The sequence below is a fragment of the Pseudomonas sp. S2_F03 genome, from assembly GCF_054668335.1.
On sequence record NZ_CP162759.1, the window covers coordinates 6,068,255 to 6,094,492 of the forward strand.

Genomic DNA, 26,238 nt, shown 5'->3' on the forward strand with positions numbered 1-26,238 from the left:
CGCATTGTCGAGGCCGGCGTTGGCTTTTTCTTGCGGGAAATAATCCCGTGATCGATCGCGTACTTGACCAGCGCCGCAGGTTTGTCGATGTTGAGTTTGCGGCGGATGCTCAAGCGATGGGTTTCGACCGTGCGCACGCTGATGTCCAGTTCGCGGGCCATTTCCTTGTTGTTCAGCCCCTGAGCCATTTTGTACAACACCTGGCTTTCGCGCGGCGTCAGCTCGTTGTCCGAGCTTTTATCGGCGATCAGCCGCTGCGCGATTTCGGCGCTGTAGAACGTGCCGCCGCTGGCAATGGCTTCGATGGCCGCAATGATTTCCCGCGACGGTGAGTTTTTCCAGGACATAGCCGCTGGCACCGGCACGAACGGATTCGCTCACGTATTCGTTATTGTCGTACATGCTCAGCACCAGCACCTTCAGTGACGGGTACTGGCTGCGCAACACACGCGTCAGCTCCAGCCCGTTCATGTCGCGCAAGCTGATGTCGACCAGCAACAAGTCCGGCTGGCAGCGCCCGACCATCTCGATGGCCTGCGCGCCACTCTCGGCTTCGCCGACCACTTCCAGGGGCGCCATGACCGCCAGCAGCGCTTTGATTCCGTCTCGGACCAGGGCGTGATCGTCGACCAGGGCAACGCGGATCGGGTAGGGCAGGTTCATCGCGGGTATTCACTCTTGTTGTCTGGGGGTGAGTCAGCGTTTCGTTGCGGGCGCTTTCATTGGCAGCAGCACGTCCAGCTCACTTCTTCCGGGCATCGATATCCAGTTCGAAACGACCGCCAAAATGCTCGACACGTTCACGGATGTTACGCAAGCCGATGCCCGCGTGGCGACGTTCGACCCGGGCGACGTTGAAACCGATGCCGTCATCCACCACGCTCAGTCGTACCGATTCTCCCGCGCCGAGCAGGGTAATGGACACGTTTTTCGCCTGGGCGTGGCGTTCGATATTGGTCAGGCCTTCTTGCACGATCCGGAACAGCGCAACCGCCGCGCCATCGACCAGGTGACAATCGAACTCATTGTCGTCGTAAGTCACTTTGAGACCGCTGCGTTGCTCGAATTCGGCGGCGAGCTGGCCGATGGCCGCGCGCAGGCCCAAGGTGTCGAGCAAGGAAGAGCGCAAGTCGTGCGAGAGGCTGCGGACCTCACCGATGGCTTCGCCCAGGCGTTCGGTGGCGTCCTTTAACGTGCTCAAACCCTTGTCATGTCCCTGTTCATTTTCCAGCAGATGGCTGGCCAGCTCGAAACGAAACTTGATTGAAACCAGCAACTGGCTGATACCGTCGTGCAGCTCACGGGACACCCGAGACCGCTCATCTTCCTGCAGGCTGACGATACGCTGGGTCAGGCGCTGCAACTTTTTATCCGCCAGGCGATGTTCACTGACGTTCAGTGTCATGCCGCTGGCGAACACAAACAGCACCGCCACCAGTGCCACGACGGCAATCGCCAGCATGGTTTTGCGAATACCCATGGCCACTTCGTCGCGGGCCTGCTGCGTGGCGCGCTCCACGTCCTCAAGGTAAATGCCGGTGCCGATCATCCAGCCCCAACGGTCCAGCATCACCACGTATGCGAGCTTGTCGGTCACTTGGCCGGAGGACGGTTTGTTCCAGGCGTAGCGCTGAAAACCTTCGCCCGATTGGGCACTTTTCAGCAGCGCCTGAATCACCGGCAAACCGTGCGGGTCTTTCATGTCCCACAGGTATTTGCCCACCAGTTCGGTCTGGCGCGCGTGCATCAGGCTGCGACCTTCGCGGTCGTAGACGAAAAAATAGCCATTGATGCCGAAGCTGAGCTTGCGCAGTTCTGCCAGCACTTGTTGCTGGGCGTTCGCGTCACCGTGGCCGTCGTCGTACAGCGGCGCGATCAGGCTTTGCGCCATTTCCACGTAGTTTTTAAGTTCGGCCCGTTTGCTGGCCAGAATGCTGTCTTCGATCAACTGCGCCTGTTGATCGCCAAGTTGGCGGTTCATCGAAATCAGCAGCGCGCAGATCACCGCGATGGCCAATACCAGCGGCAGAATCCCGAGCGCGACGATTTTGTGTTTGAGCTGCATCTTGGCTCCTGACCGGACCGAGGGAAGGCGAAGGCCCGGCATCATAGGCCAAAGATACGCTGGGCCAGTAGCGCTGCTGGACGGAATGACCACCGACCGAGGTGTCAGTCGGTTGAAATGCAAACCCCCCTGTGGGAGCGGGCTTGCTCGCGAAAGCGATCCGTCAGTTGGCTTTGATGTTGACTGACACACCTCTTTCGCGAGCAAGCTCGCTCCCACAGGGTTTTGCGTTTCGACAGATAGATCAGTGGCATCTACGTAGAACTACGTAGAAACCACATACGTAGTAACGCGGATTTATTTGTAGACGGCATGCGGGGATATTGGGCCAGCTCCGCACCGCGGACACAATTATAAAAATTACCGCCGCAGTCCACTGACTGTCGGCAGGAGACACGCTATGCCCCGTCTGGCTAAACACCTCGCCTGGTTTGCCGTGGCTGTTCTGGGAGCGATTGCGCTAAGTGTCGTGGCCCTGCGCCGCGGCGAAGCGATCAACGCCCTCTGGATCGTAGTCGCAGCCGTCGCTATCTACCTTGTTGCCTACCGCTATTACAGCCTGTTCATCGCGACCAAAGTGATGCAACTGGACCCCAATCGTGCCACGCCTGCGGTCATCAATAATGATGGCCTGGATTACGTGCCGACCAATAAACACGTGTTGTTCGGTCACCACTTCGCGGCCATTGCCGGCGCGGGGCCTCTGGTCGGGCCGGTACTGGCGGCACAGATGGGTTACCTGCCCGGTACACTCTGGCTGATCGCCGGCGTGGTGTTTGCCGGTGCCGTTCAGGACTTCATGGTGTTGTTCATGTCGACCCGCCGCAACGGTCGGTCCCTGGGCGATATGGTCCGTGAAGAAATGGGTCGCATCCCCGGCACCATCGCGCTGTTTGGCTGCTTCCTGATCATGATCATCATCCTCGCGGTGCTGGCGCTGATCGTCGTGAAGGCCCTGGCCGAGAGCCCGTGGGGCATTTTCACGGTGATGGCGACCATCCCGATCGCGATGTTCATGGGCATCTACATGCGCTACATCCGCCCGGGTCGCATCGGTGAAATCTCCGTGGTCGGCGTGTTGCTGCTGCTGGGTTCGATCTGGCTGGGCGGGCAGATTGCCGCCGACCCGGTCTGGGCCAAGGCCTTTACCTTTACCGGCATCCAGATCACCTGGATGTTGATCGGCTACGGTTTTGTGGCCGCGGTGTTGCCGGTGTGGCTGATTCTGGCCCCACGTGACTACCTGTCGACCTTCCTGAAAATCGGCACCATCGTCGCCCTCGCGATCGGCATTCTGGTGACCATGCCCGAGCTGAAAATGCCCGCGCTGACCCAGTTCATCGACGGCACCGGCCCGGTATGGAAGGGCGGTCTGTTCCCGTTCCTGTTCATCACCATCGCTTGTGGCGCGGTCTCGGGATTCCATGCGCTGATTGCTTCCGGCACCACGCCGAAGTTGTTGGCCAGTGAAGGGCATGCCCGTTACATCGGTTACGGCGGCATGTTGATGGAGTCCTTCGTGGCGATCATGGCCATGGTTGCGGCTTCGGTGATCGAGCCGGGTGTGTACTTTGCGATGAACAGCCCAGCGGCATTGGTCGGCGCAGATGTTGTCTCAGTCGCTCAAACCGTCAGCAGCTGGGGTTTTGCCATTACCCCTGATGCGCTGCAAGCGGTGGCCAAGGACATCGGCGAAACCACCATCCTGGCCCGTGCCGGTGGTGCGCCGACCCTGGCGGTCGGTATTGCGCAGATCCTGCACCATGTTCTGCCGGGTGAAAACACCATGGCGTTCTGGTACCACTTCGCGATCCTGTTTGAAGCGCTGTTCATCCTGACCGCGGTAGACGCCGGGACTCGTGCCGGTCGCTTCATGCTCCAGGACTTGCTCGGCTCCTTCGTTCCGGCGCTCAAACGCACGGATTCCTGGACCGCCAACCTGATCGCCACCGCCGGTTGTGTGGCGATGTGGGGTTACTTGCTCTACCAAGGCGTGATCGATCCACTGGGCGGCATCAACACGTTGTGGCCGTTGTTCGGTATCTCGAACCAGATGCTGGCCGGTATTGCGCTGATGTTGGCCACCGTTGTGCTGATCAAAATGAAGCGTCAGCGTTATGTCTGGGTCACCATGTTGCCGGCGGTCTGGCTGTTGATCTGTACGGTGACGGCGGGCTTCATCAAGCTGTTCGATGCCAACCCGGCCATCGGTTTCCTGGCGCTGGCCAAGAAATACAGCGATGCACTGGCCAACGGTCAGGTACTGGCCCCGGCCAAGAGCATTGATCAGATGCAACATGTGATCTACAACGCCTACACCAACGCAACGCTGACGGCGCTGTTCCTGTTCGTGGTCTTCAGCATTCTGTTCTTTGCACTCAAGGTGGGTATTGCCGCCTGGGGCACCAAGGAACGCACGGATAAAGAAGCGCCATTCCAGGCCATCCCGCATGTTCAATGACCTGAGTCGCCTCGGTAAATACCTTGGTCAGGCCGCACGCCTGATGGTCGGCATGCCGGATTACGACACCTACGTCGAGCACATGCAGAACAAACACCCGGATAAACCGGTGATGAGCTACGAAGTGTTCTTCAGGGAACGCCAGGAAGCCCGTTACGGGGAGGGGAACGGACAGACGCGCTGCTGTTGATAGCGACGTGAGTACATAAAAAACCCGGCCGATGAGGTCGGGTTTTTTAATGGTCACGGATAAACATCCATTGCACCGTTCACGCTGAATCCGGGTTACGCCGATGTTTCGGTGTTCAGCCGTCATTTCAAACAATGGACCGGGCTCTCGCCGCGCAACTGGCAAGCACAACAACCGCCCTGAGCCCAAATCTGACAACCGTTCATCGCTGAACTACGCTGCCATACGAACCTCAGTCCTGAATGTTGTGACGTAAGGAAGTGACACATGCGCAGCAGTTCGCTCGCGATTTTGATGGCTGTATTCGGGATGTTCTGGTCGGTGCTCTTGTGGGCTGAAGACGCGCCCAACGTGGTAGATCCCCCCGCTGAACTTAAAGTGGCCAACCGCAGCATCATGGTGTTTCGCGCGACGATTCTGGGTGAGGCCCCGGCGACACGGGTCAAGCGCGCCAAAGCGGTGATCAGCGAAGCGCTGGATGAGACCGGTGATCTGAGCGTTACCGTCAGCCCGATCCAGAACAGTTACCTGGTGTTATTAGGGGCCCGGCGGGCGTTTATCGTTGCTCCTCACGATGTCGACAACGTGGAATTCACCTCGGTCCAGGAGGCTGCCGACAGTGCGGCGGCAAAGCTGCGTCTGGTGGTGGCCGAAACCCAGGAAGCACGCAGCTTGCAGTTGATACTCCGGTCCGCGGCCGTGGGGGCTTTGGCCACGGTCATCTATGTTGTGCTGCTCTGGGGCATGGCATCTCTGCGCCGGCGCATGATGATGAAACTGCCCGAGCTGATGGACCGGCATACCCAGGCATTGAAAGTAGGGCGCGTCCAACTGGTTGACGCCAATTACCTGTATCCGCTGGTCACCCGTTTGCTGGAGGTGTTGCGCTGGGCAGTCGTGTTGCTGCTCACGTATGAATGGCTGGGGTTTGTCCTGTCGCGTTTCCCCTACACCCGGCCATGGGGCGAAAGCCTCAACAACTATCTGCTGGAAGTCGCCGAGTACCTGCTGCAAGGGATCGTCGGTGCCATACCCGGTCTGGGTGTGGCGCTGGCCATCTACTTTATCGCTCGGGGTGCAACCGCATTCAGTCGCCGGGTTCTGCGTCGCATGGCCGCCCCCGGCACCCTCAGTTGGTTGAACGCCGAGACCCTGCAACCGACCCAGCGCCTCACATCACTGGCCATCTGGCTGTTCGCCCTGGCCATGGCCTATCCCTATCTGCCGGGCGCTGGCACCGATGCCTTCAAAGGCTTGTCGGTGCTGATCGGCCTGATGATTTCGCTGGGGGCTTCCAGCGTGGTTGGCCAGGCGGCGGCGGGGGGGGGGGGGGTTGATCCTGACCTACACGCGCACGCTGCGCCCCGGTGAGTTCGTGCGCATCGGCGAATATGAAGGCACGGTGACGGAGCTGGGCATGTTCACCACACGCATTCGCACCGGTCTGGGCGAAGTGCTGACCGTGCCCAATTCGATGATCACCGGCACGGTTACCAAGAACTATTCGCGCACCGTGCAAGGTCCGGGTTATGTGGTCGATACCGTCGTCACCATTGGGTACGACACGCCATGGCGGCAAGTCGAGGCCATGTTGCTGGAAGCCGCCAGACGCACCCCCGGTGTCCTTGAAGTGCCGCCGGCGCAGGTGTTTCAAACCGCGCTGTCGGACTTTTATCCCGAGTATCGCCTGGTGGCCCAGGCCATTCCCAGTCAGCCCCGACCTCGCGCGGTGTTGCTCAGCATGCTGCACGCCAATATTCAGGATGTGTTCAACGAACACGGCGTACAGATCATGTCGCCGCATTATCTGGGCGATCCAAAAGATGAAAAATGGGTGCCCAGAGACAAGTGGTTTACGGCGCCCGCGCAAGAACCGAAGGAACCTTGATACCGTCTGAAAGGGAGTTGGCAGGATTGTCGTGCGGACCCATCAAGTGGCGGCGAACACCCCGGCCAATGGTCTGCGCATCGTGGACGTTAAACGATCACATGAATCACTGAGCGTGAAACGCGTGGTGCGAGCGGGGCGGATTATTGAGCGCGACGAAGAGTTGCCCCTGATGGCCAGTTGGCATTAATTTGGATGGGCGGTAGCCCTTTTACATTCGAGGCCGAGGCATCGTCGAGGGCTGGAGTTGCTCGCGCGGGATGTACTTGCCGTTGCCATCGGTAAACGGCGGATGTTGCTCCGCGTTTACGGTGTCGTCTTTTTCATGGTCATGGCAGGAGGCGCCACTGATCGCGATGAGGAGGGCGACCATGACAGGAGGGATGAAGTGCTTGATCACAGCCGTTCTCCAATAACATGAGACCGTATGTATTGCCGGGCGCTAGGGCAGGGCATAGATCTTGAACAACTTTCTGTGCGTGTCGCTGGCGCCTCCCAAGTGCTTATCGTACGCCTGTTCAATCTCCCCGGATCGGTACATTTCGCTCAGCGTGGTATCGACCAGCAGGCGGAAGTCCTCATCGCCACGCTCCACGGTCATGGCCGTCGGGGCGTACTCGAAAATGCGTTCCAGCAGGACCAGATTGCCAGTGGGGTATTGGTTGTCGATGAGGTTCTTAAGCATCATCCGTTCGGAGAACATCGCATCGGCCTTGCCTTCGGCAATCAATTCGAGGCCCGCAGCGGCGGAGTCGACCGTGATCAATTTGGCGACCACGCCGAGCATGCGCATCTGCTGACGAATCCACGCCTCGGTGACGCCTCCCGCCAGGGTGACGTAGGTCTGGTTGGCCAGGCCACGGTTGACGGTGGCTCGCCAGGTCGGCCCGGTATGCGCGACCCGACCGTCGAGCACCTCCAGCAGCGTCGCCGGTGCATCCTGATGCACCACCGCCGAGAGGCCTGCTGTGTAGATCGGCACCGAATAACTGACCGTTTTGCGGCGCTCAAGTGTGGGTGGTGTGGGCGTGCAGAGGATATCGACATTGCCCGAGCTGACGGCACTGGTCTCGTCGGCGACGGTGACGGGTAGGTAGCGCACCTGCAATTCGGGCAAACCCAGTTCAGCCTTGACCTTGTTGGCGATCTTGTCGCAAAGCTCGATGGCATACCCCTGGGCCTTGTCGCCCACCTTAACGCTGAAAGGGGCGAAGTCGGGCAGATAGCCGAGGGTTAACGTATTGCTTGAACGTACGCGCTCCAGGGTGTTGGCACCGGCCAGTGGCGGCACGAGCATCAGCAGGCAGGCGAACCGCAGTGCTGTGGTTTTGATTCGTTGTACGTTCATGTCCCGATTCCCCGTGTTCAGATGTCAGTTCCGTGCAGAAAATCAGGACTAAGGATTATCGACCCCGGTTTGAGCGGATGCGGACAGCCTGGCAAAGCGCTTGGCAAGCACGCCATAAAGCGGATATCCAAACACCAGGACCAGCGCGCCGCCGAACACGGCGTCCTTGCCACATGAGTGCAGGGCGTACAACGAATAGGCGACCGCGATCAGCAGCACGGGCGTATTGCGCATGTAGACCGCAGGCGAAACCCGCGCCTTGTACATCATGACCAGCAATCCGGTCAGCGCCGTCACGTAGGGAATCAGGTTGGTCACGGCGGCAAGATTGACCAGTTTGCCGAACTGCGCGGCGGCATTGGGTGAAATGGTCGACAAGGCCATCAGCGTCTGCAACACACCACACGCCAGCATGCCCAGGAGGGGCGCATTGTGGGCGTTGAGCTTGCTGAACAGTTTCGGGAACATTCCTTGGTCGGCGGTCATTTTCGCCGTTTGGGCCAGGGTGAACTGCCAGCCCAGCAGCGAGCCAACACACGCCATCACCGCCAGCGCCATGATGATGTTGCCGACCGTGGGGTTGAACATCTGCGCGTAGACCAGCGCGAAGGGCGCCGAAGAGTTGGCGAGTTCGGCGTTGGGGATGATGCCCTGGATGACGGTCGTCGACAGCACGTAGACCACCGCAGCGCCCAGCGTGCCAAACAGACAGGCCAGCGGCACGTTACGCTTGGGATTTTCCACCGCATCGGAGGCCTGCGCCGCGGATTCCATGCCCAGAAACGCCCACAGGGTCAACGGAATCGCACTGCTGATCGCCTCGGCGTTGGACAGATTGTTCGGGTTCCAGGCGGCAATCAGTACCTCTGGCTTGAACCAGAACCAGCCGATGATGCTCAAGCCCGCCACTGGAATGATCACCCCCCATACGGTAATCGCACCGATCTTGCCGGTGATGCCGGGGCCACCGAAATTGGCGAAAGTGGTCAGCCACAGCAAGCCCACGGTGCCGATGAACAGGGGAATCGCGCCGCTGCCCAGCCAAGGCAAGAATGAGGTCATGTAACCCACGGCGGAAATGGCGACGGCGACGTTGGCAATGGCCAATGAAAGAAAATACAGATACGAACAGAGGAAGAACCCTGACTTGCCATGCGCTTCTTCGGTGTACGCGGACAACCCGCCCGGGCGCTGACAGTAAATGCCGCATTGGGAAAAGCAGTAAGCAATGGCCATGGACCCGACTGCCGTGACGATCCATGACAGCAATGAAATGGCCCCCCAGTTGCGCCATGCTCGTGGGCAGCATGATGATGCCCGAACCCATCATGTTGACCATCACCAACGTGGTGAGCCCCACAAGGCTCATTTTTTTGCTTGAGTCGGCCATCGAAAACTCCTTTCTTCACACCACGCAATGCCCCGAAGTCTGGCGCTTGTGCCAAGCTGTTGGGTGTCGGTACGCCACGCTTTTAAATCCGTTAAACCTCTGGAGCCATTACATGAACATCAGTCATGCCAAGCATGTTCGTCGAGAGTTCTACAAAGCTGTGTGGTTTTACTTCCGTGTTGTCTGGCCGATTTTTTCCATACTGCTGACGATGATCATAGTGCTCGGTCTGGTCATCAGCCACCTGGAAGGATGGGGGGCGTTTGACGGCATCTACTTTGCCTTTGTGACCGGCCTGACCATCGGCTACGGTGACCTGGCCCCCAAACTCGCGAGCTCGCGTGTCCTTGCCATCGTGCTGGGTTTCCACGGCGTTTTGATGACGGCGATATTTGCGGCGGTGAGTATCCGGGCCATTGAAGCAACGGCTGAGGCAGCCCAATCCGAACCTCAATCCAGGGAGTAGGCTGCCACATCGCGCAGAACCGTCAGAACGGTTCTGCGATGTACTTGAATTGATAATTGATCGGCTTGTAGCTGCCGATTTTGCGTTTCGGCAGCGTGACTTTCTCTTGCTTGATTTTTTTGTACGGGATGTTTTTCAGCAAGTGAGTCAGCAGGTTCAGCCGTACCGATTTTTTGTCTTCCGAACGAGCAACATGCCAAGGCGCCCACTCGGTGTCGGTGGCCTCGAACATCTCGTCACGTGCCCGGGTGTAGTCGTCCCAGCGGTTGTAGGACTTGATGTCCATCGGCGATAGCTTCCAGATTTTGCGGCCGTCGGTGATGCGCTCCTTGAGTCGACGGGACTGCTCATCAGGGCTGACTTCCAGCCAATACTTGAAGAGCAGGACGCCGGAATTGACCAGCAGGCGTTCGAACATGGGCGCGAGCACAAAAAAGTCAGACACCTGCTTTTTGTCGCAAAAACCCATGACCCGCTCCACGCCCGCACGGTTGTACCAACTGCGGTCGAAGATCACGACTTCACCTGCCGCCGGGAAGTGCGGCATGTAGCGCTGCAGGTACATCTGGCTTTTTTTCTCGTTCGTTCGGTGCTGGCAACGCCACGACACGAAACACCCGAGGGCTGACACGTTCGGTCAGCGCCTTGATCGTGCCGCCCTTGCCGGCGCCGTCACGACCTTCGAAAACCACCACGACCTTGGCCCCGGTGGCGACGACCCACTGCTGCAATTTGACCAGTTCGACATGCAGAGTCTTCAGCTGTGCCTCGTAGTCTTTGCGGCTCAGCCCGGCGGCTTCTTTATCTGCGGAGTCGGTTACTTTAAGATTTTGTTTTTTCATCGCAATACTTCAACCTCTTTATGCACATGAATACGGCTAGGCACCGGCGGCCAATACACGGCTAAACCGGTACGGTTTGGGAGTAAAGGGTAGTTCAATTTCTCAAGGACACCGTTGATGCAAGGCACGCCTGCGGGCAGGCGTGCAATTACTGTTTCTGATAATGCGCAACGGCCTGCTCCAGATTCAGGAACACCCGTGAGTCGCCCAATGCCTGGCCCAGCGGAGCATGGACAACCATCGTGGATACGCTTGGGCTCATGCCCACCAGCCACAACGAGATGCCTCTTTCTCGCAAGCGCTGTTCGGCTGACGTGAGCATTTTCAAGGCGGTGTATTCCAGGTCGAAAACGCTGCGCAGATCGAGAATCACGACGCTGGGCGCTGCCTCTGCGATCAACGAGCGAATTTTCGAACCGAGACGTTCGGCGTTGGCAAAGAAGAGGCGACCTTCAGGCCGCAGCAGCAGCAACCCCTCAAAATGTTCATCGTCTTCGGTCTCGGCGGATGACGGGCGATAGATGTTGGTGCCGGGTTTACGCCCCAGTATGTGTACGGGCGGGTCCGAGAGCTGATAGGCCAGCGCCAGCAACGAAACGATGATCGCCACGACGATACCCTGCAGCGTGCCGAGTAACATGACCCCGACCATTGCCACAATCGCCCAGATGAATTCTGTGCGGCGTATCGAAAGAATGTCGCGAAATTCCGAAGGCTGGATCAGGCCTATCGAATACACAATCACAACGGCGGCGAGCGTGGCATTGGGCATCAAACCAATGAAGGGTGCGAGCAGCAGGCACGTCCCCAATGCCAGCCCGGCAGTGATCAGGCCCGCCAGTTGTGATTGCGCACCGGCGAGGCGGTTGACGGCTGTTTGGGTGGTTCCTCCGCCGGCGGCCATCGCTCCGAGAAACGCGCCACCGACGTTGGCAAAACCTGTCGCTACCAGTTCTCGATTGGGTTGCAAGGCGGGCTCGTCACTGCGCGCAAATGCGCGGCCTGCCGCGATGGTCTCGGTAAAGCTCATGAGTGCAATCCCCATCGCCGAAGGCCAGAGGTCGGACACCATCGACCAATCGGGCAGTGTCAATGCCGGTAACCCGATCGGCACCACACCGACTGCCGACACACCAAAATGCTCCAGGTTCAGCAGGCTCATGCCGGCGATTCCGAGCGCGACCGCAATCAGGGGCGCCGGCAAGCGTGGGGTAAAGTGCTTCATGCCTATCAGGATCAGCACCATGAACACACCGACTGCCGCTGTCGGCAAAGAGGCGTGCCCCAGCCCCTGAAAGGTGGCGAGTACGTTGCGCAAAAAGCCGGCTTTTTCGATGTGGATGCCCAGCAGCTTGGGCAACTGGTCGAGCACGATGACAATCCCGATGCCCGCCTTGAAACCCACCAGCACCGGGTCGGAAATGAAATTGGCTACAAAACCCAGGCGCAACATCCCCGCCAGGACCAATATGGCGCCGACCATCAGGGCCAGGGTGGCGGAGGCAACCACCAGCGTGGCGGTATCGCCGGAAGGGCTGATATGCCCTAGTGCGGAGGCGACCAAGATGGCAAGGGTTGTGGTGGTACTGACGCTGAGTGGCCGAGAACTGCCGAGTACGGCATAGATCGCCATCGGTACCAGCACGGTATAGAGGCCGACCTGCACGGGCAGGCCTGCAATGGTGGCGTACGCCAGGGCCTTGGGAATAACCACGGCCGCGGCGGTCAGCCCGGCGATGACATCACCCTTGAACCAGGCCGGCCGATAGTTGCCAACCCATTCCGGCAACAGGGCGCTCGCGGCCCGCCGAAAGGGGATCCTGAAAGCCGATCATCCTGATCGCTACGTTGCTGAATCATGAAGTGCTCCAACGGTCATTCAATTCAAGCAGTGGTAAATCCGGATTCAGTCGCCCACGCGCCGGCCAAACAGTGGCGTGCAGTCACTGAAACTAAAAAGCTTGTCGGTGCGGGGGTAGACGGAGGAGGGTGACGCCGCCTGTTGAAAGAGGGCGTCACCAATTCCTCAATGGAATGGGAAGATGTAGTTCATCCAGGCAGCCATGCGCAGCAGAATTTTGCGCATCACCGCGACATGGTGAAAGTGCGTGCTGTAAAGCGCCGCCTGCCCATAGGCACCGCCAGGTACTTGTTTGCTGTATTGAGCATAGTCGGGGTCGGTTATTTCGATAATGACCGGTACCCGACCTGCTGGCGGTGAGCCGGTAAAGCTGACCAGCGTTCCAGAGGGTTGTACTTGTCCTTCTGCAATGACGGAGATAACGCTCTGAACCCGCCCCTCGAACACTTTGCCGGGAATGCCGTCGAAGGCTACTTCCGCTTCATCGCCGACTGACAAGCGCAACAGGCTGTTCTGACGCATCCATGCTGAAAAGTAATGCCCTTCTTCGGGGATGAATATCATTGAAGGGCGCAAGGGGAACTTGGTGGCCATCATGCCCGTGCGCAAGGAAACATGGGTCACGAAGCCTTTGCTGGGGGCCCGAACGACAGTGTTGTCCAGTTCATACTGCGCAATAGACAGTTGTGCGTCTAAATCGTCGGAGCGAGCAACAACGATGTCCAGTTCACGTTGAGTGGCGAAGTTACGCTTGATCAACTCAGTGATTCGAGCACGATCAGCTTTTGCCGCGAGCAACTGTGCTTTGATGGACTTGACCCGGTATTCGAACGGGGCGAGGTCGATTCGAAACAGCACATCACCTTTTTCCAGAGGTTCATTACCTTTGACGGGTACCTCGATCACCTGGCCAGTGACTACCGGAATCACTGGAACCGAAACGAAGTACGAGCGCGCCACCTCGGAGTAGGGGTGGTTGTAGTTCATCGTGAAAATCAATGCGCCAACCAGCAGGATCCCGCCAAGTACTGCGGTAGGGACCGTCCATTTGTTCAGCGGTATGCGGAAAATCTTGAAAATGGCCACGCAGATGGCCGCATAGGTCAAAACGAGCAATAGATCCATGGCTTAGATTCCCTCACCGCGATTGTCCGACGCCGGGATGTGCCCGCAGTACGTGTCGCCGCTTCCAGTTGCTCAATCCGATTGTTCAGGGCAGCAACCTGTTCCTCCAGACGAACGACATGAACCTGCGTCGACTTGCCATCACCAAATCCCCAGCCCCGATCCTCCCGGTACGCCATCGCCCAGATCCACAGAAATGGCCAAAGGGCATGCAGGGTGAACAGGCTGACCCAACCGGTTGCATGGATCGCATCCTGGTGCGGGTGATTTCGGTGCACGGCGATTTCGTAAGGAATGTCGTGCAGTGCGATGACCCCGTAAAACAAGACAAACCCGACAAAAAACAACAGGCCTAATGCGAAATAATCAAGCATGACGGACGCCTCCGGGCACGAGCAATGTATTGGGCTCAGTGTAGTCACGGATTTTATGAGTGCGGGCAGTCCTGAAAACTGAAAGTACATAAAGAAGCGCTGCGTGCACCGGCAAGTATTGTTTGGCGCGCGGTTGGATGGGCTTGTCGATGCGTCGCAATGCATCCGCGACGGCACGCACACGCACCGTAAAAGGAATCAGTTCAAAAAAACCATAACAACTCCGGCAATTCAATTGTCCGCGAATGCAGGCTTGCCTTGGCACATGGCCAATGACAGAGCCTGCAGGCGAGCTATTGAAAGGATCTTCTTAATCGTTGCGGTGTTCTAGGTCGTTTTATGCGACCGATAGTGATTGTCATTTACTGGCATCCAGCACGACGCGGTAACGCGCCTGGCCACTGCGCAGATGGTCGATGGCCTCGTTGACCTGGCTCATCGCAAACACCTCGACCTGCGGCAGGATCTGATGACGCGCGCAGAACTCCAGCATGGTCGCGGTGTTGCTGGGCGAACCGACCGGCGAGCCTGACAGGCTCTTTTGCCTGGGAATCAGGTCGAACACATGCACTGGAATGGCGCTGGGCACTATGCCCACAAAATGCAGGCGACCTTTACCCCGCAAGGTGGCGAGCATGGCCGCCCAATCGAGGTCGGCGCTGGCACTGACCAGGAGAAAATCCAGGGTCCCGGCAATGGATCTCAGGGCATTGCTGTCGGTAGAGGCAATGACGTTGTGCGCACAAGGCGCTTGGCTTCCATCCTGCTTGCTCAGCGATGAGGTAAAAGCCGTGACCTCGCAGCCCCAGGCATTAAGAAAGCGCAAGGCCAGGTGACCAAGGCCCCCGATCCCGACCACACCGACCCGGTCAGTGGGCTTGACGCCAAACTCCACCAGCGGGTTGAACACCGTCGAGCCGGCGCAGAACAATGGACCGGCCTTGGCCAGGTCGAGCGCGTCCGGAATCGGCAGAGCCCAGCCCAGTGTGACCGCAGGCGGTCGGCGAAGCCTCCGTTGCTGCCGATGATGGTCGGTTTGGCCGTGTTGCAGAGCTGGTGAGAGCCTTCGATGCACGAAGAACAATGCATGCAACTGCCCTTGAACCAGCCAATGCCCACCCGTTGTCCCATTTCGAGGCCGCGTACCTGTGGGCCCATGCGAACAATACGGCCGACCACCTCGTGACCGGGGATAAACGGGTAGTGGCTGATACCCCATTCGTTATCGATCATCGACTGGTCGGAATGGCAGACGCCGCAATACTCCACGGCGACTTCTACCTCATCGCTTCCCAGTGGGCCGGGATCATAGCTATAGCGTTCCAGTGGAGCGCCTGCTGTCGTTGCGGCCCAGCCGGTGAATGTCGTGAGTTCAGTGCTGTCACTCATGGGATACCTCCAGATCAGGAGGCCGCTCGGGAGGCGCGGCGTCGACAGGCAAGTGTAGCGGGTCGTTTGGCGTTGTCCCGGTTAGCGATGGGTGGGGCAGACGCGTGGGGCAGGGGGCTGCAACCGAGGTGTCTACACCGCTATCGGCCCGGCTTATCCCTGTTTGGTAGAGAAAAAAGCAGGCATCTGGAGCCCGTAGTAAATGACGAGAAACCTGAACCCTGAGGTGAATATCAAGGCGATCCAGCCGGCGATTTGAATCGTGGGGAATGTATCGCGCAGCAAGACGTACAGGATGCACCCCAGCAGGATTGGCGTGGCGTATATCTCGCGTGACATTAACAACGAAGCCCTGCCAGCCAGCACATCACGGGCGATGCCGCCGCCAATGCTGGTCAGCAAGCCCATCATTACTGCCAAAGGTGCCGCGAGCTGCAAAGACAGCACTTTTTCAGTGGCAACTATTGCGAACAGCGCGGCCGCAAAACCATCGAGATACAGCAGCAGCTGATAGCGTTTATGCAATCTATTGATGAGAAAAAAGCCACCAGTGAGGTAACCAATGCGACCCAGATGTAGTTGAAGTCTGCAAACCAGAAAATCGGTTGATCGAGCAACAGGTCTCGAAGGGTGCCACCACCAATAGCGGTGATGATCCCCAAAACCACGGCTCCGAACAGATCGACACCGACTCTTTGGATAGCCAGCAACCCGGTAATGGCGAACACGGCAGTGCCCAACATTTGCTGAAAATAAAGCATCCGTTACTCCGTTCTCAGGTTGCCCATCAGGTGAGCTATGGCGATAGTCTAGTGGGTTTGCGCATTTTCGAGCCTGGATAAGCGCCACGACTGAAACCGGGATGACAGAGATTTTTCTGTTAGCTCAGCTAAAGAGCCATTTAGTCGAGTTATGTAGCTAACGTACGCGATTATGTTGTTATCTATCGAAATGTAGTGAGGAGAGTTACCAGCATGACTCGAAAATCACCCAGCATCAATGAAGTCATCGCGGCGCTCGATCTGGAGCCTCATGTAGAAGGGGGAGGCTACTACCGCAGAACCTATCAATCCGATGATCAGAGTCTCGTCACAACAACCGATGGCCAGCGTTACCGGATGACGTCCATTTATTACCTGTTAACGAGAGATTCCCCGGTTGGCCATTTCCACCTGAATCAGTCCGACATTGTTCATTACTACCATCTGGGCGATGCCATTGAGTACACGCTCATTTTTCCGGACGGCACTCTGACAACCGTCACGATGGGCAGCGATGTCATCGCGGGAGAATGTTTGCAATTGACTGTACCGGGCGGCGTTTGGAAAGCTTCGCGGCTTACGGACGGATTGGCGGGATTTGGTCTGATCAGCGAAGCGGTGTCGCCAGGGTTTGATTTTGCGGATATGGAAATGGGTGATCGGCAAAAGCTCAGCGAACAGTTTGCCGAGCATTCGATGTTGATAGAAGGCTCACGCACGGATGAATGGCTGGAGGTGAATTGGCGCTGCAAAATCTGTGGGCAACGAGGCTAATTCTGAAATACGTTGTTACGTGTAATGTATATTATGTTAAATAAGGTGCAATGTTAATAATGTTCATGAACCTCGTAAGGGACTGATTCGACAAATCCGCTTCTGGCATCCACTTTCTGAACGGGCCATGTACTCAGTGTTCATGGCGAGTCCTTGAATGAGGTGGCTGCCGATGAAGCTTATTCAGTGCCGTTACTCATCTGGTCAGCGTGTACCGTTGCTCGTGCAGACCGGAGATGCGGCTCCGTTGCCCATGCTTGTCCCGTTCATCTACGTTCAACTCAAGCTAAGGTACCGCGCTTACAACACTGCTGTGGCACATCTGCGTGCGATCCTGGCTTTCTATAGCTATGCCAAAAGCCGTGACCTCAATATTGATGACGCCATCTTGGCCTGCTACTTCGAATCGATCCTGGCTTTACTGGACGGTTACGCCATTTGGCTCCAAAGCGGCCGTCAAGCCGGCTTGGCTAAGATTCGGCATCACGAAACGGTGACTCTCCCGAAGGTGTTGGGGAGCTCATCGGGAGCAGTTGCGCTGTCAGCAATGCTCACTCTTTTAGGCAGCGTATACCTCGCCTTCCCTGTGCCTGCCTACGAGATCTTCTCGGCATGCGCCCAACGCCTTAGCAGCCTATGGTGAGAGCGCTTCATCAGTTATAACTTTTCAAGGCGTCTATTGCAGACCTGATCCCGAACGCCGCGCCATGATGGCAGCCGTCGTTTTTATTGATCACACCATTCCTTTCGGCTTAGCGGTGGCGCCGATGAGATCTCCCTTCTGCGTCACGGTCTGCACGAAACCTCTCGTATGAAGAGCATTGATCACCCTCATGTTGAGATCGCTGTATGGCACTTCAATTTTTTTTGACATGGGGTGAAAGCTTTGTGAAGCCGCCCTCGCTAAGCATGCCAAGGACGGAGGCTGCCTCTGCCCAACTGAACGATGGCAAGCATTGGATCAGTACTTCAGAGCGCTGAGCTGAAGTAAGCCCCCTCCCCACCTGCGAACTTCTTGAGCGCGGGGATGAACGCCGGCGGAAAGCTTGTCGAGTGTCGATTAGCGACGCGGCAGGTTTCAGCCACCTCTTTGACGGCCTCGTTGTTGGTGTCGAAGGACTCAATCGGTAACGCCGTCCACATCTGGATTTTTTCATTCAGCTCAAGCGCACCGCTTTGGCTGAGTGGCAACGCCATTTCGATCGATATTTGAGACAGATCAATCTGGTCGCGCGCCTGTACCCAATGTGCTGCGAGATACGGGGCTTCCAGATCGGCACTGAATGTCCTGATGCTCTCGCGGATTTCAGGGCTGTACGCCAGAAACGGCGCGTTTGCGAGCATCTCCCAACGCTCCCTGGCTCGCAGTTCCTTAAGAATCCCGGGATCGCTCAAGACGACGTTCGTAAAGAGCAATTCAAGTGTTTCGTTAGATAACCCTGTTGGCGCGATTAGGTATCTCTGTAGCTCTTGATGCAGAGAGGGGTTGAAGTCCCAGAGTTCCTCTTTTATCTCCTTTACATGACGCTGGATGAAGCCTGCGAAGGCCTCCATATCCAAGGTTTCGCAACCTTTATGCCCCAAAGCAGGTACGAGTATGTCTTTGAAGAACGTCCACACCGTAACGGCTTTCAATTTCACTCGATCAGACAGTAGCACTTTCGCCCACAACGATGGGGTCGTGTCTTCAAGCCGCTCGAAGGTGCATGTCGTTCGATCAAACAATTGATCCACGGCATCTGAATCGTCCAACTCTTCAAGGATGGCCCATAGCAGTTCTGTAAAGGAGGTCGCGGACTCGTCCAGCGTGCCAACCTGGGCTAAAAGCGTGTTTGCAAACTCCTCCGCGGCCTCAAGCAGGAGTTCATTCAGGCCATCAATATCAAGGGCCTGCAGTCGACGATAGGAAATGTTGCTTACACTGTGATCAGATTTGCTTGCATGAACGGGTTCGGCTTTTGGCAAATCAGCGTGAGCATGTTCAGGTTTACCTCAACACAACCCCATTCGATTAGCTTCTTGAGGTCGTCCAGGAGAATGCTGTCATTTAGCGCTGAGAAGCGCATCGGTAGCTGTTTCAGCCAAGGCCAGCCTTTACCTCCTGCTTCGAGTCCAGGCATCAAGCGCGACACGTCTTCGAGACTCGCAATGGCATCATAGATACCCTTGCCCGACATAGAGTTTACTTGAGTGAGCTGGGCAACCTCCAATCCATCCATAACTGCGCTGATCAGTGCTTGCCTCAGCACTGCTGGCTCGAATCGCTCAGCGTTCAACAACGCCTGGAACAATCCAGGCTCCAGAACATAAACAGCCTGGATGAACTTTTGCGATGCCGCGGTCGATATCAAAATTTCGGTCGCTTGCGCCATTCTGTCCAGGTGCCCATCAAGCCCACTCCCAAGAATAGTCGCGAGCTTACTGCGCTCATGGCCCATGCCGGAATCGTTGTATGGACAGCTAGAAAGGTACTCGATCAGTGTGACAATGATGCCCCGGCCATCGCTCAAATCATCAGTATCCAGCTTTTCGGCGGCCTTTTTCGGGGCACTGATCACAGTCGCGATGTCCACGGAGACACCACGTCTCAGCTCAAGGATCAGGTTTTTGTCTTCGGATGTGAGGGATCCTGCGTAGAAGTAGCCGAAGTAGTCCGTGTAATCGGTATCGAAGTATTCGTGACGCATCAGGTAAATGACAACGTCCAAGCCGTTCAGTTTTTGGGTGATGACATCGCCGTAGGTTTTTTTGGCAGCGGCCCGGAAGGTTTGGTGATTAATTCGGCTTGCCTCGATTTGGTGTTCGGCCATTTCATCATCAATATCAACAAGCGCTCGCTGGAGCAGGTCATACCTTTTTCTGGTATGACGTCGACGCCAGAAATTCCTTAGCGCCTATAACCTCTGACGTCTGCAACACCCGCCTTTGCACGTCGGTATGGATCATCTGCAAACGAGTCGATTGATTGAAAATCCCGTCAAAAACCTGATCGGTCACAAAATCGAGCATCGTAAACATGTTGCCCTGTAGCACTAGGACAAAGTTTGCGCTTGGCAAATTTGAAGCTTTCTGAAGCTCAAACCAAACGTACGCCCGCAGCTCTGCGACACTTCCAGCGATTTCCTGTACCCGCTTCTCCCGCATCTCCCGCAACGCCTGGTAGGCATCTTCAGCTTGTCTGGACTGCTGGAACCGCCACTCACTGAAACCATGAATGGTCTCGTAAATGGCCCCACGTCGTTTTATCAGGTCAGCGTATTCTGCAGGATGCAGATTACGAATCGCGATGATTGAAAACAGCTTGTTCGGATCTAACTTCAGGCCGGAGCCACCACCGAGAATGCTGGAAAATATGTCGAATTCGTTGACGATATTCTTGATCAACCGCATATCATCAATGAGGTAACAAACGGTTTCGACCAACGAGTCATTAAGCCCAACGTCCAGCGCTGCCCCATTGAACTGTCGCTTACGAAGCATCTTGAACATTTGCTCGCGAGAGTTTTCGGAGTTGACCACGGGGATTATCGGAATGATCAGGTCGAAAAATTTTGTTTTCTCACCGACGGCGAACAGCTCATCCCGAAGTGCATAGATGAAGTAGACCGGGCGTTTGATTTGCGGGGATTGCTTGATGATGAAATTGATTTCCCGCAACCGCGTGAAAACGTCATGAATTCCAAATCTGTCGAGATCCTCGATCACCACGATGTCGATTTTGCTGCGTTCAAAGCAGTAGACGATTTCATCAACATTTTTGTGCAACACGGAGCCGTGGTGAGTCGTTTCCAGTTTTCCGCCCTTGAGTGTGAAGCCGTCAATGCTGAACAGGGACAGCAGCTTCAACGCCGAGAACAACATGTAGATGCCACCAACCCCCAGCACCAAAACAGCTGACCACCCCGGGATCCATAGAAGCCATTCGACCAACCAAGCCGGGTCGATTTTCGGTAGCTTCTCGACTGTTGGAACGTAAAGTCTCAGTACGCTTAAGATCATCAGAACGTAGAAAATTGTATGCACCCAGATGCTGGACGAAGACGCCTGGATGATTCGCTTCAATCGGCTTTTCGGTAGTTCATCTGACGGCACCGCGTACAGCAGTTGCTGAACGATGGTTTCCTCGATGCGCGTCAAAATATCCAAATCGGTTTTTTCTCTGCACCTTTTGGATCTGGGGTGCTTGAACTGGAATCAGGGGGCGTGACTGGAGCATCAGACGAAGTCACCTTCCCTGCCCCGCCCTTGTTCAGATCTTTGCCGAAGGCGGCCAGCGATACAAATGCATAGGTGAGTTCAGGGTGACGATCGACAAACGTACGGATAACGCTGCTCTTGCCGGCGCCATACTCCCCAGTAATCGCGATATTGCGAATCTGGTCGTTACTCAGTGCGCTCAGCAGCTCACTCTCGTAACGCTGTGACCGATCCACCTCCAAAAGTACAGGCGTGAGCGGCTCGAAGACATTTTTACCGCTGGGCACCGCCAAGTATTCACGTGCAGCGGCCACGGCTTTGTCGGCAGCTTTTCTGTAGCGCTTGTACAGTCCCATCGCATGATTCACGAGCGAGCTGACGTACTCGCACTTCGAAGAAAACACCTGAGCTAAACGACGGAACATCCCTGTCTCCTATGCCGCTGAAAGGCTGTCCGGGGGAACCGCCCAAAATGGTTCAATACTTAAAACCTGCAGTCTACGCGATACGTACTTATACAATTGTCATTGATGATAGCGCACCGCCATCTCGGAATGCGACGAACGCGCTGTAGCTTCCTTAAAACGCTTTTTCTCGAGATCAGGCATGCCTACCACCTCGCTGGATGTGTTCTCACGAGGCAAGACGTTCCAAGCCAAGACATAACGGAAAAACGTTTTTACCGGCCTTCAGATTTGTGCAGGCGTGTTGAGTCGCCAGAGGTCGGGGCGGAGAGGCAGAGACGTGCAGAGAAACGAGGTCTATGAACATAAATCGATGAACACCCGCACTCATTTCGGGAACATTGAGCCAGCAGTGGTAGGCCCGCGAGCGACTCATGAACATCAAACATCGCCCATAAGTTCAATCTTAGATTATGTCCGTATCCCTAGCGTCCGCTTTCCTCTTGGTATTCATCTCCAGCAATCGACGCTCGAACCGTCTGATCATGTATGACCCGCCTCGGGAAGCTTCGGCTCAGCGTTCGATGGCAGGCACCCAGTTCAAAGCATCAGCCGGCTACCGCTGCGGCGACAAGACCGGCGCAGCGAACTTCGCCTATGGGACATTGAAGGACTCTATAAATCTCAAACACCACCTGCATCGTTGCGTCTTCGATCGTTCCTTCATTGCGGCATAAAACCCAGCCGTTATCTGCAATCGCTTGCTCGAACGCCTGGGTACAAGCGACATGTTCTTCCAGCTTATGGATCACCGTACTACTCAGTCCACGACGTCGTGCCGCTGCCCTTGCCCATGAAATTTCAGGGTTGGTGACAACCCCGACATGCAGATCTGGCACTTGCACGTTTCGATCAATGTTCAACTGTAGAATTTCTGCAAACGGGACTAGCCGGCGAAACGCGGCATCAGACGGGTACCAGCGATCGATCAAGATGATGCTGTCTTGTGGCTGTTTAGCCAGAACGTGCTGGGAAATCCAGGTACGGCTATCTGCAAAGCGCTCACAAACCTCCAACTCCAAATCTCGGGTGGGATTTCTGACGAGCTTGTTAACGAGGGTCATTGTTTCACGCCGATAGGGATCGCTTTTTTCTCGCAAAGTCGGATCACCTTTTTGTTGTCCGCCCTCAGTACTTTCGTAACGGCCTCCAAAAGTGTGGTTTTTCCGGCTCCCTTGGGCCCATCTAGAGAAACAAACAGCGGACGATTCATTCTTCAAATATCGATTGATATACGGTTTTTTTGCCCGGCTCGTGCGCTGGAACCGCTTGGCGCGGCTACCCGAATCGGGTGGAAGGCCCTATGAACAGGCATTGCTGAGCACTCTAACCCAGTTTCTGACCCAAGGGTCTCAAAACCAAGAGTCACAGTTGCTTATGAACACCGGTCATCGCCCATAAGTTAAATCATGTATCGGGTGGAGCTTCTCTCGCATCCATCCACTTCCCGGCACCCGGAAGCAATTCTTCGACGTTCACGGATCTGTCGTTGCAGTGTGCCTAATTCAATCGACGCAAATCCCCTTCTGAATCTGCGCCCCGCTACATTTCGCTGAAAATCAGCCCGGCATTGGCAAACTGTTGGTTAGCGTTGTGACCCAGCACGAACAGGACGGATTCGAGGCTGAAGTTGCCGATGTACTTGCCTTGGGAAGCAATACACGCGGCGATGTGACCGAAGACACTCAGCTGGTTCTGGCTCAGGGACAGTTTCAACGCCAGCAACAGGTTTTCCGTGCCCACCAATGTATTGGAATCCGCCAGCAGACTGCGATAGCAACCTTCAACCTCGCCTCCGACGGCTGAGCCGGCGAGTTGCCGCAAGCGGTCGAGCATCGCATCGCCCAGGCGCAACGTTTGTAGCCGGTTATTGCGCAGGCGTAATTCGCCATAGCCGGGCTTGAGTCGGACTCGGCCGCGACTAAACGCAACACCCAGATTTTTCAGAAAATCGAGGTCCAGCGCTTCGTCGCTCTTGGCCTCGCCGTACAAGGACACGCGGCCGTTGATCTGGTTGTCCGCCAGCAAGGTATCCGCCTCGGCATCGCCAAGGGCCAGGGCGAAGCCGGTGTGGTTGAGCATCAGTTCCGTGCGCAAACGATCCAGCGAGAGCAGCAGTCGACGCTGGCTGGCACCCTGTTCGATATCGCTGCGCAGCGTTGACAATGCCAATATTTCATCGGTGTTGAGGACTACCTGGCGGCGATCCACTTGTTGCCCGAAAGCCTTGCGCTGAGCGGCGCTGAACGCTGCAAAGGCATCGACCACCTTGCTTGGGATAGGCGCAAAAAGTTCGCCCTTGCCTGACTTCATCGCCGCCTCCAGGGGGGCGAGCAAGGGTATGGCATCAAACAGTTCCCGGGCGTGCTGTGTCCCGCTCGACGAGTAGGCGTTGATCAGGCAAGCGCTCAGGTCAATGCGCTGGGCGTCGTCGATTTGCACCAGGCTGATCCCGGGCACCGTCAGCCCCGACAGGCGCATCCGTTGCAAGCGCAATTGCTGATTGCCTTGAAAACGCAGGCACTGATTCTCGCCCAGCATGACGATGTCGAAATCCAGAAACGTCAGGGAGGCAAAATCGAAACAGTTGAACTCTTGATTACGCAGCACCAGCCGGCTCGCGGGGCCGCTACCGTGGATGAACAGATGGGTGCCGTTCGGCGCGACCTGGTCGATGCTGTCGGCCAGGTGATGCTCGCCAGGTAGCAGGCACAAGCAGATGTCGCGTTGACCCTGTTCGAGTAACACTTTGAGCGCGATGTCGAGGTTCTCGAACTCGCCGCCGACACCGACACTGGTGCAGCAGCCACCGCCGTGGTTTTTTTGACAGAGCGCGTCGAGCGCATCCTGCACGGTATGAATGCCCTGGGCGGCCATGTCGGCGCACTTCGCCGGGTCATAGGCGACTTGTGTGGCCACGGACAGACTGGCGGAAAAATGCAGGACGTTGTACTTGCCGGCCGCTACCTGGCCGGCTTCGAGCAGTTGCGCCGTGCAGGTCTGGTTCAGCACGCCGGGCGCCAGGCTCCAGATCACGCTGGCGATACCGTCCGCGCCGGTGGCGATGATCTGGCTGGCGGTGCCGTTGGGCAGCGTGCCGTCACTGACGCTGAAGCTGACCTCGGCCCCGGCAACCGGGAACTTGCCATTGAACACCGCGACTTCCAGCGGGCTGGGCAACGGCAGGTTTTGTGGCGCCAAAGGGTTTGGCATAACCTCCTGGCCGTCGCCACCAACGTAATAGAGGTTGGTCAGTTCGGTCAGCGCCGGAAATAGCTGACGGCAATCGGACAGCGTGCTCCAGACCCCGGCCTGGCAGTTGAGCAAAGCCAACCGGGTGAAGGCGCGCAATACCCCTTGCGGTGACTGGAAGGCAGGTTTATTGGCCACCAACGGCCACTCGATGTCAGCGGTAGCGGTGCGAGCGGGAATGGTCCAGAAATCCCCGACACGGTACTTGCCGGGGATGAATTTGATCTCGACGCCCTCCTCCAGCTCCACCCAGCCACTGTTCAAATTGGCTGTCGCCGGGACCAGCTTCGCCCAACCGTCCCAGCGCCGCACACGCGGGTTGCTCAGGTACAGCGCCTTGTCCAGAGACCCGGTGGCGCTGGCCAGATCGAGGGTGACAATATTGCCTTCGGTCTTGAGCACCTGGACCAGAGTCCCCGGCCGGCCAAGCAGTTCGTAAGTATCGTCGAAGAATTCCAGCCAGCAGCCGGCGGTGATCGCAAGGTAGGCATCACGGCCAAGGCTGGCGACCTCGAACTCGTCCGCCGTCGGCTCGCCCAGCCAACGTACAACGCGGGTTTCAATGCTGCCGTTGTCACGCGACCATTTGTAGCGCTGGTCGGCTGAAACGCTGCCATCGTCGTGGATCTCGACGCGATACAACAGGTTTTCCAGGCGCCGGTAGCCTGCTTCCGGCGCTAGCAGGCAGGGATCTTTTGGCGGAGTGCTGGGTTCGGCGCGGGCCGCGAGCTTGCCATCGGCTGCAGTGGTCAGGGTGGTCCAGGCCGCCAGCACGCTCAGGCAGTTCAGGTCGGCGCCGATATCACCGGCACGCAGCAACTTGACCTGCCACAGCAGTTGGTCGCGGGTCGCGCTGTCCGGCCCACCGAGGGCGACTTCGCGGATAAGCGGGTCTTCCAGCGCCGTGATGTGCCGCAGCCAGGCTTCGAGATAGCCAAGGTAGATCCCGTCCGGAGGGTCGATGGGTGCTCCGTTGTTGTCGTAGACCTTGATCTCGACCAACTGCGGCGCATTCGCCGGGGGTAATGGCAACAGACTGGCATTGGCCGGCAGCACCGGTGAGACGTTGCCCGGCAAGTGCGGCTGGCTGGTGGCCGGGACCTGGCTGGCGTTTTCGCAGAGCAAGCCTTCGACGTAGTAATGGCCGATGCCGATGCCGATGTTCTTGCCATTGCCGGTCAGCAGAAACCCGGGGTTGGCCAAGGGCCCGCCACTATGGCCAATGGTATCGACGGTTTCACTCTCGATCCGGCGATTGAGAATGTCTTGCTGCTCGTTCCAGTCCGCATCCAGCTGCACCCGCCCCTGTTGCATGCGTACGGCGCGATAGTGCTGGTCCGGCTTGTCGGTCGAGCGGGTGAGATCGGCTTTCATAGTGGTAGTCCTTGCCC

The 26,238-nt window shown here is 57.0% G+C and carries 14 protein-coding genes and 8 pseudogenes; 7 read left to right on the forward strand and 15 right to left on the reverse strand.

Features of this window, described 5'->3' with window-relative positions; all coding sequences use genetic code 11:
* Window positions 1-32 precede the first annotated feature (32 nt).
* Window positions 33-663, reverse strand: a pseudogene (locus tag AB4N76_RS28585) (response regulator); the annotation flags it as partial.
* Between the two features lie 33 nt (window positions 664-696).
* A pseudogene (locus AB4N76_RS28590) lies at window positions 697-2,065 on the reverse strand (cache domain-containing protein).
* A 400-nt stretch (window positions 2,066-2,465) separates the two neighbouring features.
* Here AB4N76_RS28590 and AB4N76_RS28595 point away from each other — a divergent pair.
* The 4 genes and pseudogenes from AB4N76_RS28595 (at window position 2,466) to AB4N76_RS28610 (ending at window position 6,794) form a co-directional block, all read left to right on the forward strand.
* On the forward strand, window positions 2,466-4,526 hold the full coding sequence (locus AB4N76_RS28595; RefSeq protein ID WP_046027285.1) for a carbon starvation CstA family protein: 2,061 nt from the start codon (window positions 2,466-2,468) through the stop codon (window positions 4,524-4,526).
* Window positions 4,516-4,716: a YbdD/YjiX family protein gene (locus tag AB4N76_RS28600; protein WP_460163862.1), complete on the forward strand. Its 201-nt coding sequence runs from the start codon at window positions 4,516-4,518 to the stop codon at window positions 4,714-4,716. Before AB4N76_RS28595 ends, AB4N76_RS28600 begins: the two co-directional genes overlap by 11 nt.
* Window positions 4,717-4,983: 267 nt before the next feature.
* A pseudogene (locus tag AB4N76_RS28605) lies at window positions 4,984-6,604 on the forward strand (mechanosensitive ion channel family protein).
* Window positions 6,605-6,635: 31 nt separating this feature from the next.
* Window positions 6,636-6,794 carry a hypothetical protein gene (locus AB4N76_RS28610; protein ID WP_460163863.1) on the forward strand — a complete coding sequence of 53 codons (159 nt, stop codon included), beginning with the start codon at window positions 6,636-6,638 and terminating at the stop codon, window positions 6,792-6,794.
* Window positions 6,795-6,815: 21 nt separating this feature from the next.
* On the opposite strand, the gene AB4N76_RS28615 is transcribed toward AB4N76_RS28610, so the two are convergent.
* The 3 genes and pseudogenes from AB4N76_RS28615 to potE all read right to left on the reverse strand — a co-directional run bounded on the left by AB4N76_RS28615 (window position 6,816) and on the right by potE (window position 9,342).
* Complete coding sequence (locus tag AB4N76_RS28615) at window positions 6,816-7,004, reverse strand: hypothetical protein (protein WP_046027282.1); 189 nt, start codon at window positions 7,002-7,004, stop codon at window positions 6,816-6,818.
* A gap of 42 nt (window positions 7,005-7,046) precedes the next feature.
* A complete protein-coding gene (locus AB4N76_RS28620; RefSeq protein WP_223525322.1) occupies window positions 7,047-7,952 on the reverse strand; it encodes an amino acid ABC transporter substrate-binding protein in 906 nt (301 codons plus the stop codon).
* 48 nt (window positions 7,953-8,000) lie between these two features.
* Window positions 8,001-9,342 (reverse strand): annotated as a pseudogene (potE, locus tag AB4N76_RS28625) (putrescine-ornithine antiporter).
* A gap of 112 nt (window positions 9,343-9,454) precedes the next feature.
* Between potE and AB4N76_RS28630 the strand changes: the two are divergent.
* Complete coding sequence (locus AB4N76_RS28630) at window positions 9,455-9,808, forward strand: potassium channel family protein (protein ID WP_046027279.1); 354 nt, start codon at window positions 9,455-9,457, stop codon at window positions 9,806-9,808.
* A gap of 22 nt (window positions 9,809-9,830) precedes the next feature.
* Here the strand turns inward: AB4N76_RS28630 and ppk2 are convergent.
* The 7 genes and pseudogenes from ppk2 to AB4N76_RS28665 form a co-directional block, all read right to left on the reverse strand.
* Window positions 9,831-10,650: pseudogene (ppk2, locus tag AB4N76_RS28635) on the reverse strand (polyphosphate kinase 2).
* 148 nt (window positions 10,651-10,798) lie between these two features.
* Entirely contained in the window at window positions 10,799-12,439 is a 1,641-nt protein-coding gene (locus AB4N76_RS28640; protein WP_460163864.1) for a SulP family inorganic anion transporter, read from the reverse strand.
* Between the two features lie 237 nt (window positions 12,440-12,676).
* Entirely contained in the window at window positions 12,677-13,636 is a 960-nt protein-coding gene (locus tag AB4N76_RS28645) for an HlyD family secretion protein (RefSeq protein ID WP_460163865.1), read from the reverse strand.
* A complete protein-coding gene (locus AB4N76_RS28650; protein WP_460163866.1) occupies window positions 13,615-14,010 on the reverse strand; it encodes a DUF3302 domain-containing protein in 396 nt (131 codons plus the stop codon). The genes AB4N76_RS28645 and AB4N76_RS28650 overlap by 22 nt, the downstream gene beginning before the upstream one ends.
* Before the next feature lie 358 nt (window positions 14,011-14,368).
* A pseudogene (gene ahr / locus AB4N76_RS28655) lies at window positions 14,369-15,399 on the reverse strand (NADPH-dependent aldehyde reductase Ahr).
* A 153-nt stretch (window positions 15,400-15,552) separates the two neighbouring features.
* The gene (locus AB4N76_RS28660; protein ID WP_460163867.1) at window positions 15,553-15,924 is read right to left on the reverse strand and encodes a trimeric intracellular cation channel family protein; all 372 of its coding nucleotides are present in this window, start codon (window positions 15,922-15,924) and stop codon (window positions 15,553-15,555) included.
* Window positions 15,861-16,160 (reverse strand): trimeric intracellular cation channel family protein, encoded by a 300-nt coding sequence (locus AB4N76_RS28665; RefSeq protein ID WP_460163868.1) that lies wholly within the window; start codon window positions 16,158-16,160, stop codon window positions 15,861-15,863. Before AB4N76_RS28665 ends, AB4N76_RS28660 begins: the two co-directional genes overlap by 64 nt.
* 213 nt (window positions 16,161-16,373) lie before the next feature.
* Between AB4N76_RS28665 and AB4N76_RS28670 the strand changes: the two genes are divergently transcribed.
* On the forward strand, window positions 16,374-16,934 hold the full coding sequence (locus AB4N76_RS28670) for a cupin domain-containing protein (protein ID WP_460163869.1): 561 nt from the start codon (window positions 16,374-16,376) through the stop codon (window positions 16,932-16,934).
* Between the two features lie 172 nt (window positions 16,935-17,106).
* Window positions 17,107-17,577: a hypothetical protein gene (locus AB4N76_RS28675; protein ID WP_460163870.1), complete on the forward strand. Its 471-nt coding sequence runs from the start codon at window positions 17,107-17,109 to the stop codon at window positions 17,575-17,577.
* A 90-nt stretch (window positions 17,578-17,667) separates the two neighbouring features.
* Here AB4N76_RS28675 and AB4N76_RS28680 read toward each other — a convergent pair.
* The 3 genes and pseudogenes from AB4N76_RS28680 to AB4N76_RS28690 all read right to left on the reverse strand — a co-directional run bounded on the left by AB4N76_RS28680 (window position 17,668) and on the right by AB4N76_RS28690 (window position 26,221).
* A pseudogene (locus AB4N76_RS28680) lies at window positions 17,668-21,556 on the reverse strand (YobI family P-loop NTPase).
* Window positions 21,557-22,143: 587 nt separating this feature from the next.
* Window positions 22,144-22,808, reverse strand: a pseudogene (locus AB4N76_RS28685) (dTMP kinase).
* Window positions 22,809-23,137: 329 nt separating this feature from the next.
* A complete protein-coding gene (locus AB4N76_RS28690) occupies window positions 23,138-26,221 on the reverse strand; it encodes a DUF6519 domain-containing protein (RefSeq protein WP_460163871.1) in 3,084 nt (1,027 codons plus the stop codon).
* Window positions 26,222-26,238 lie beyond the last annotated feature (17 nt).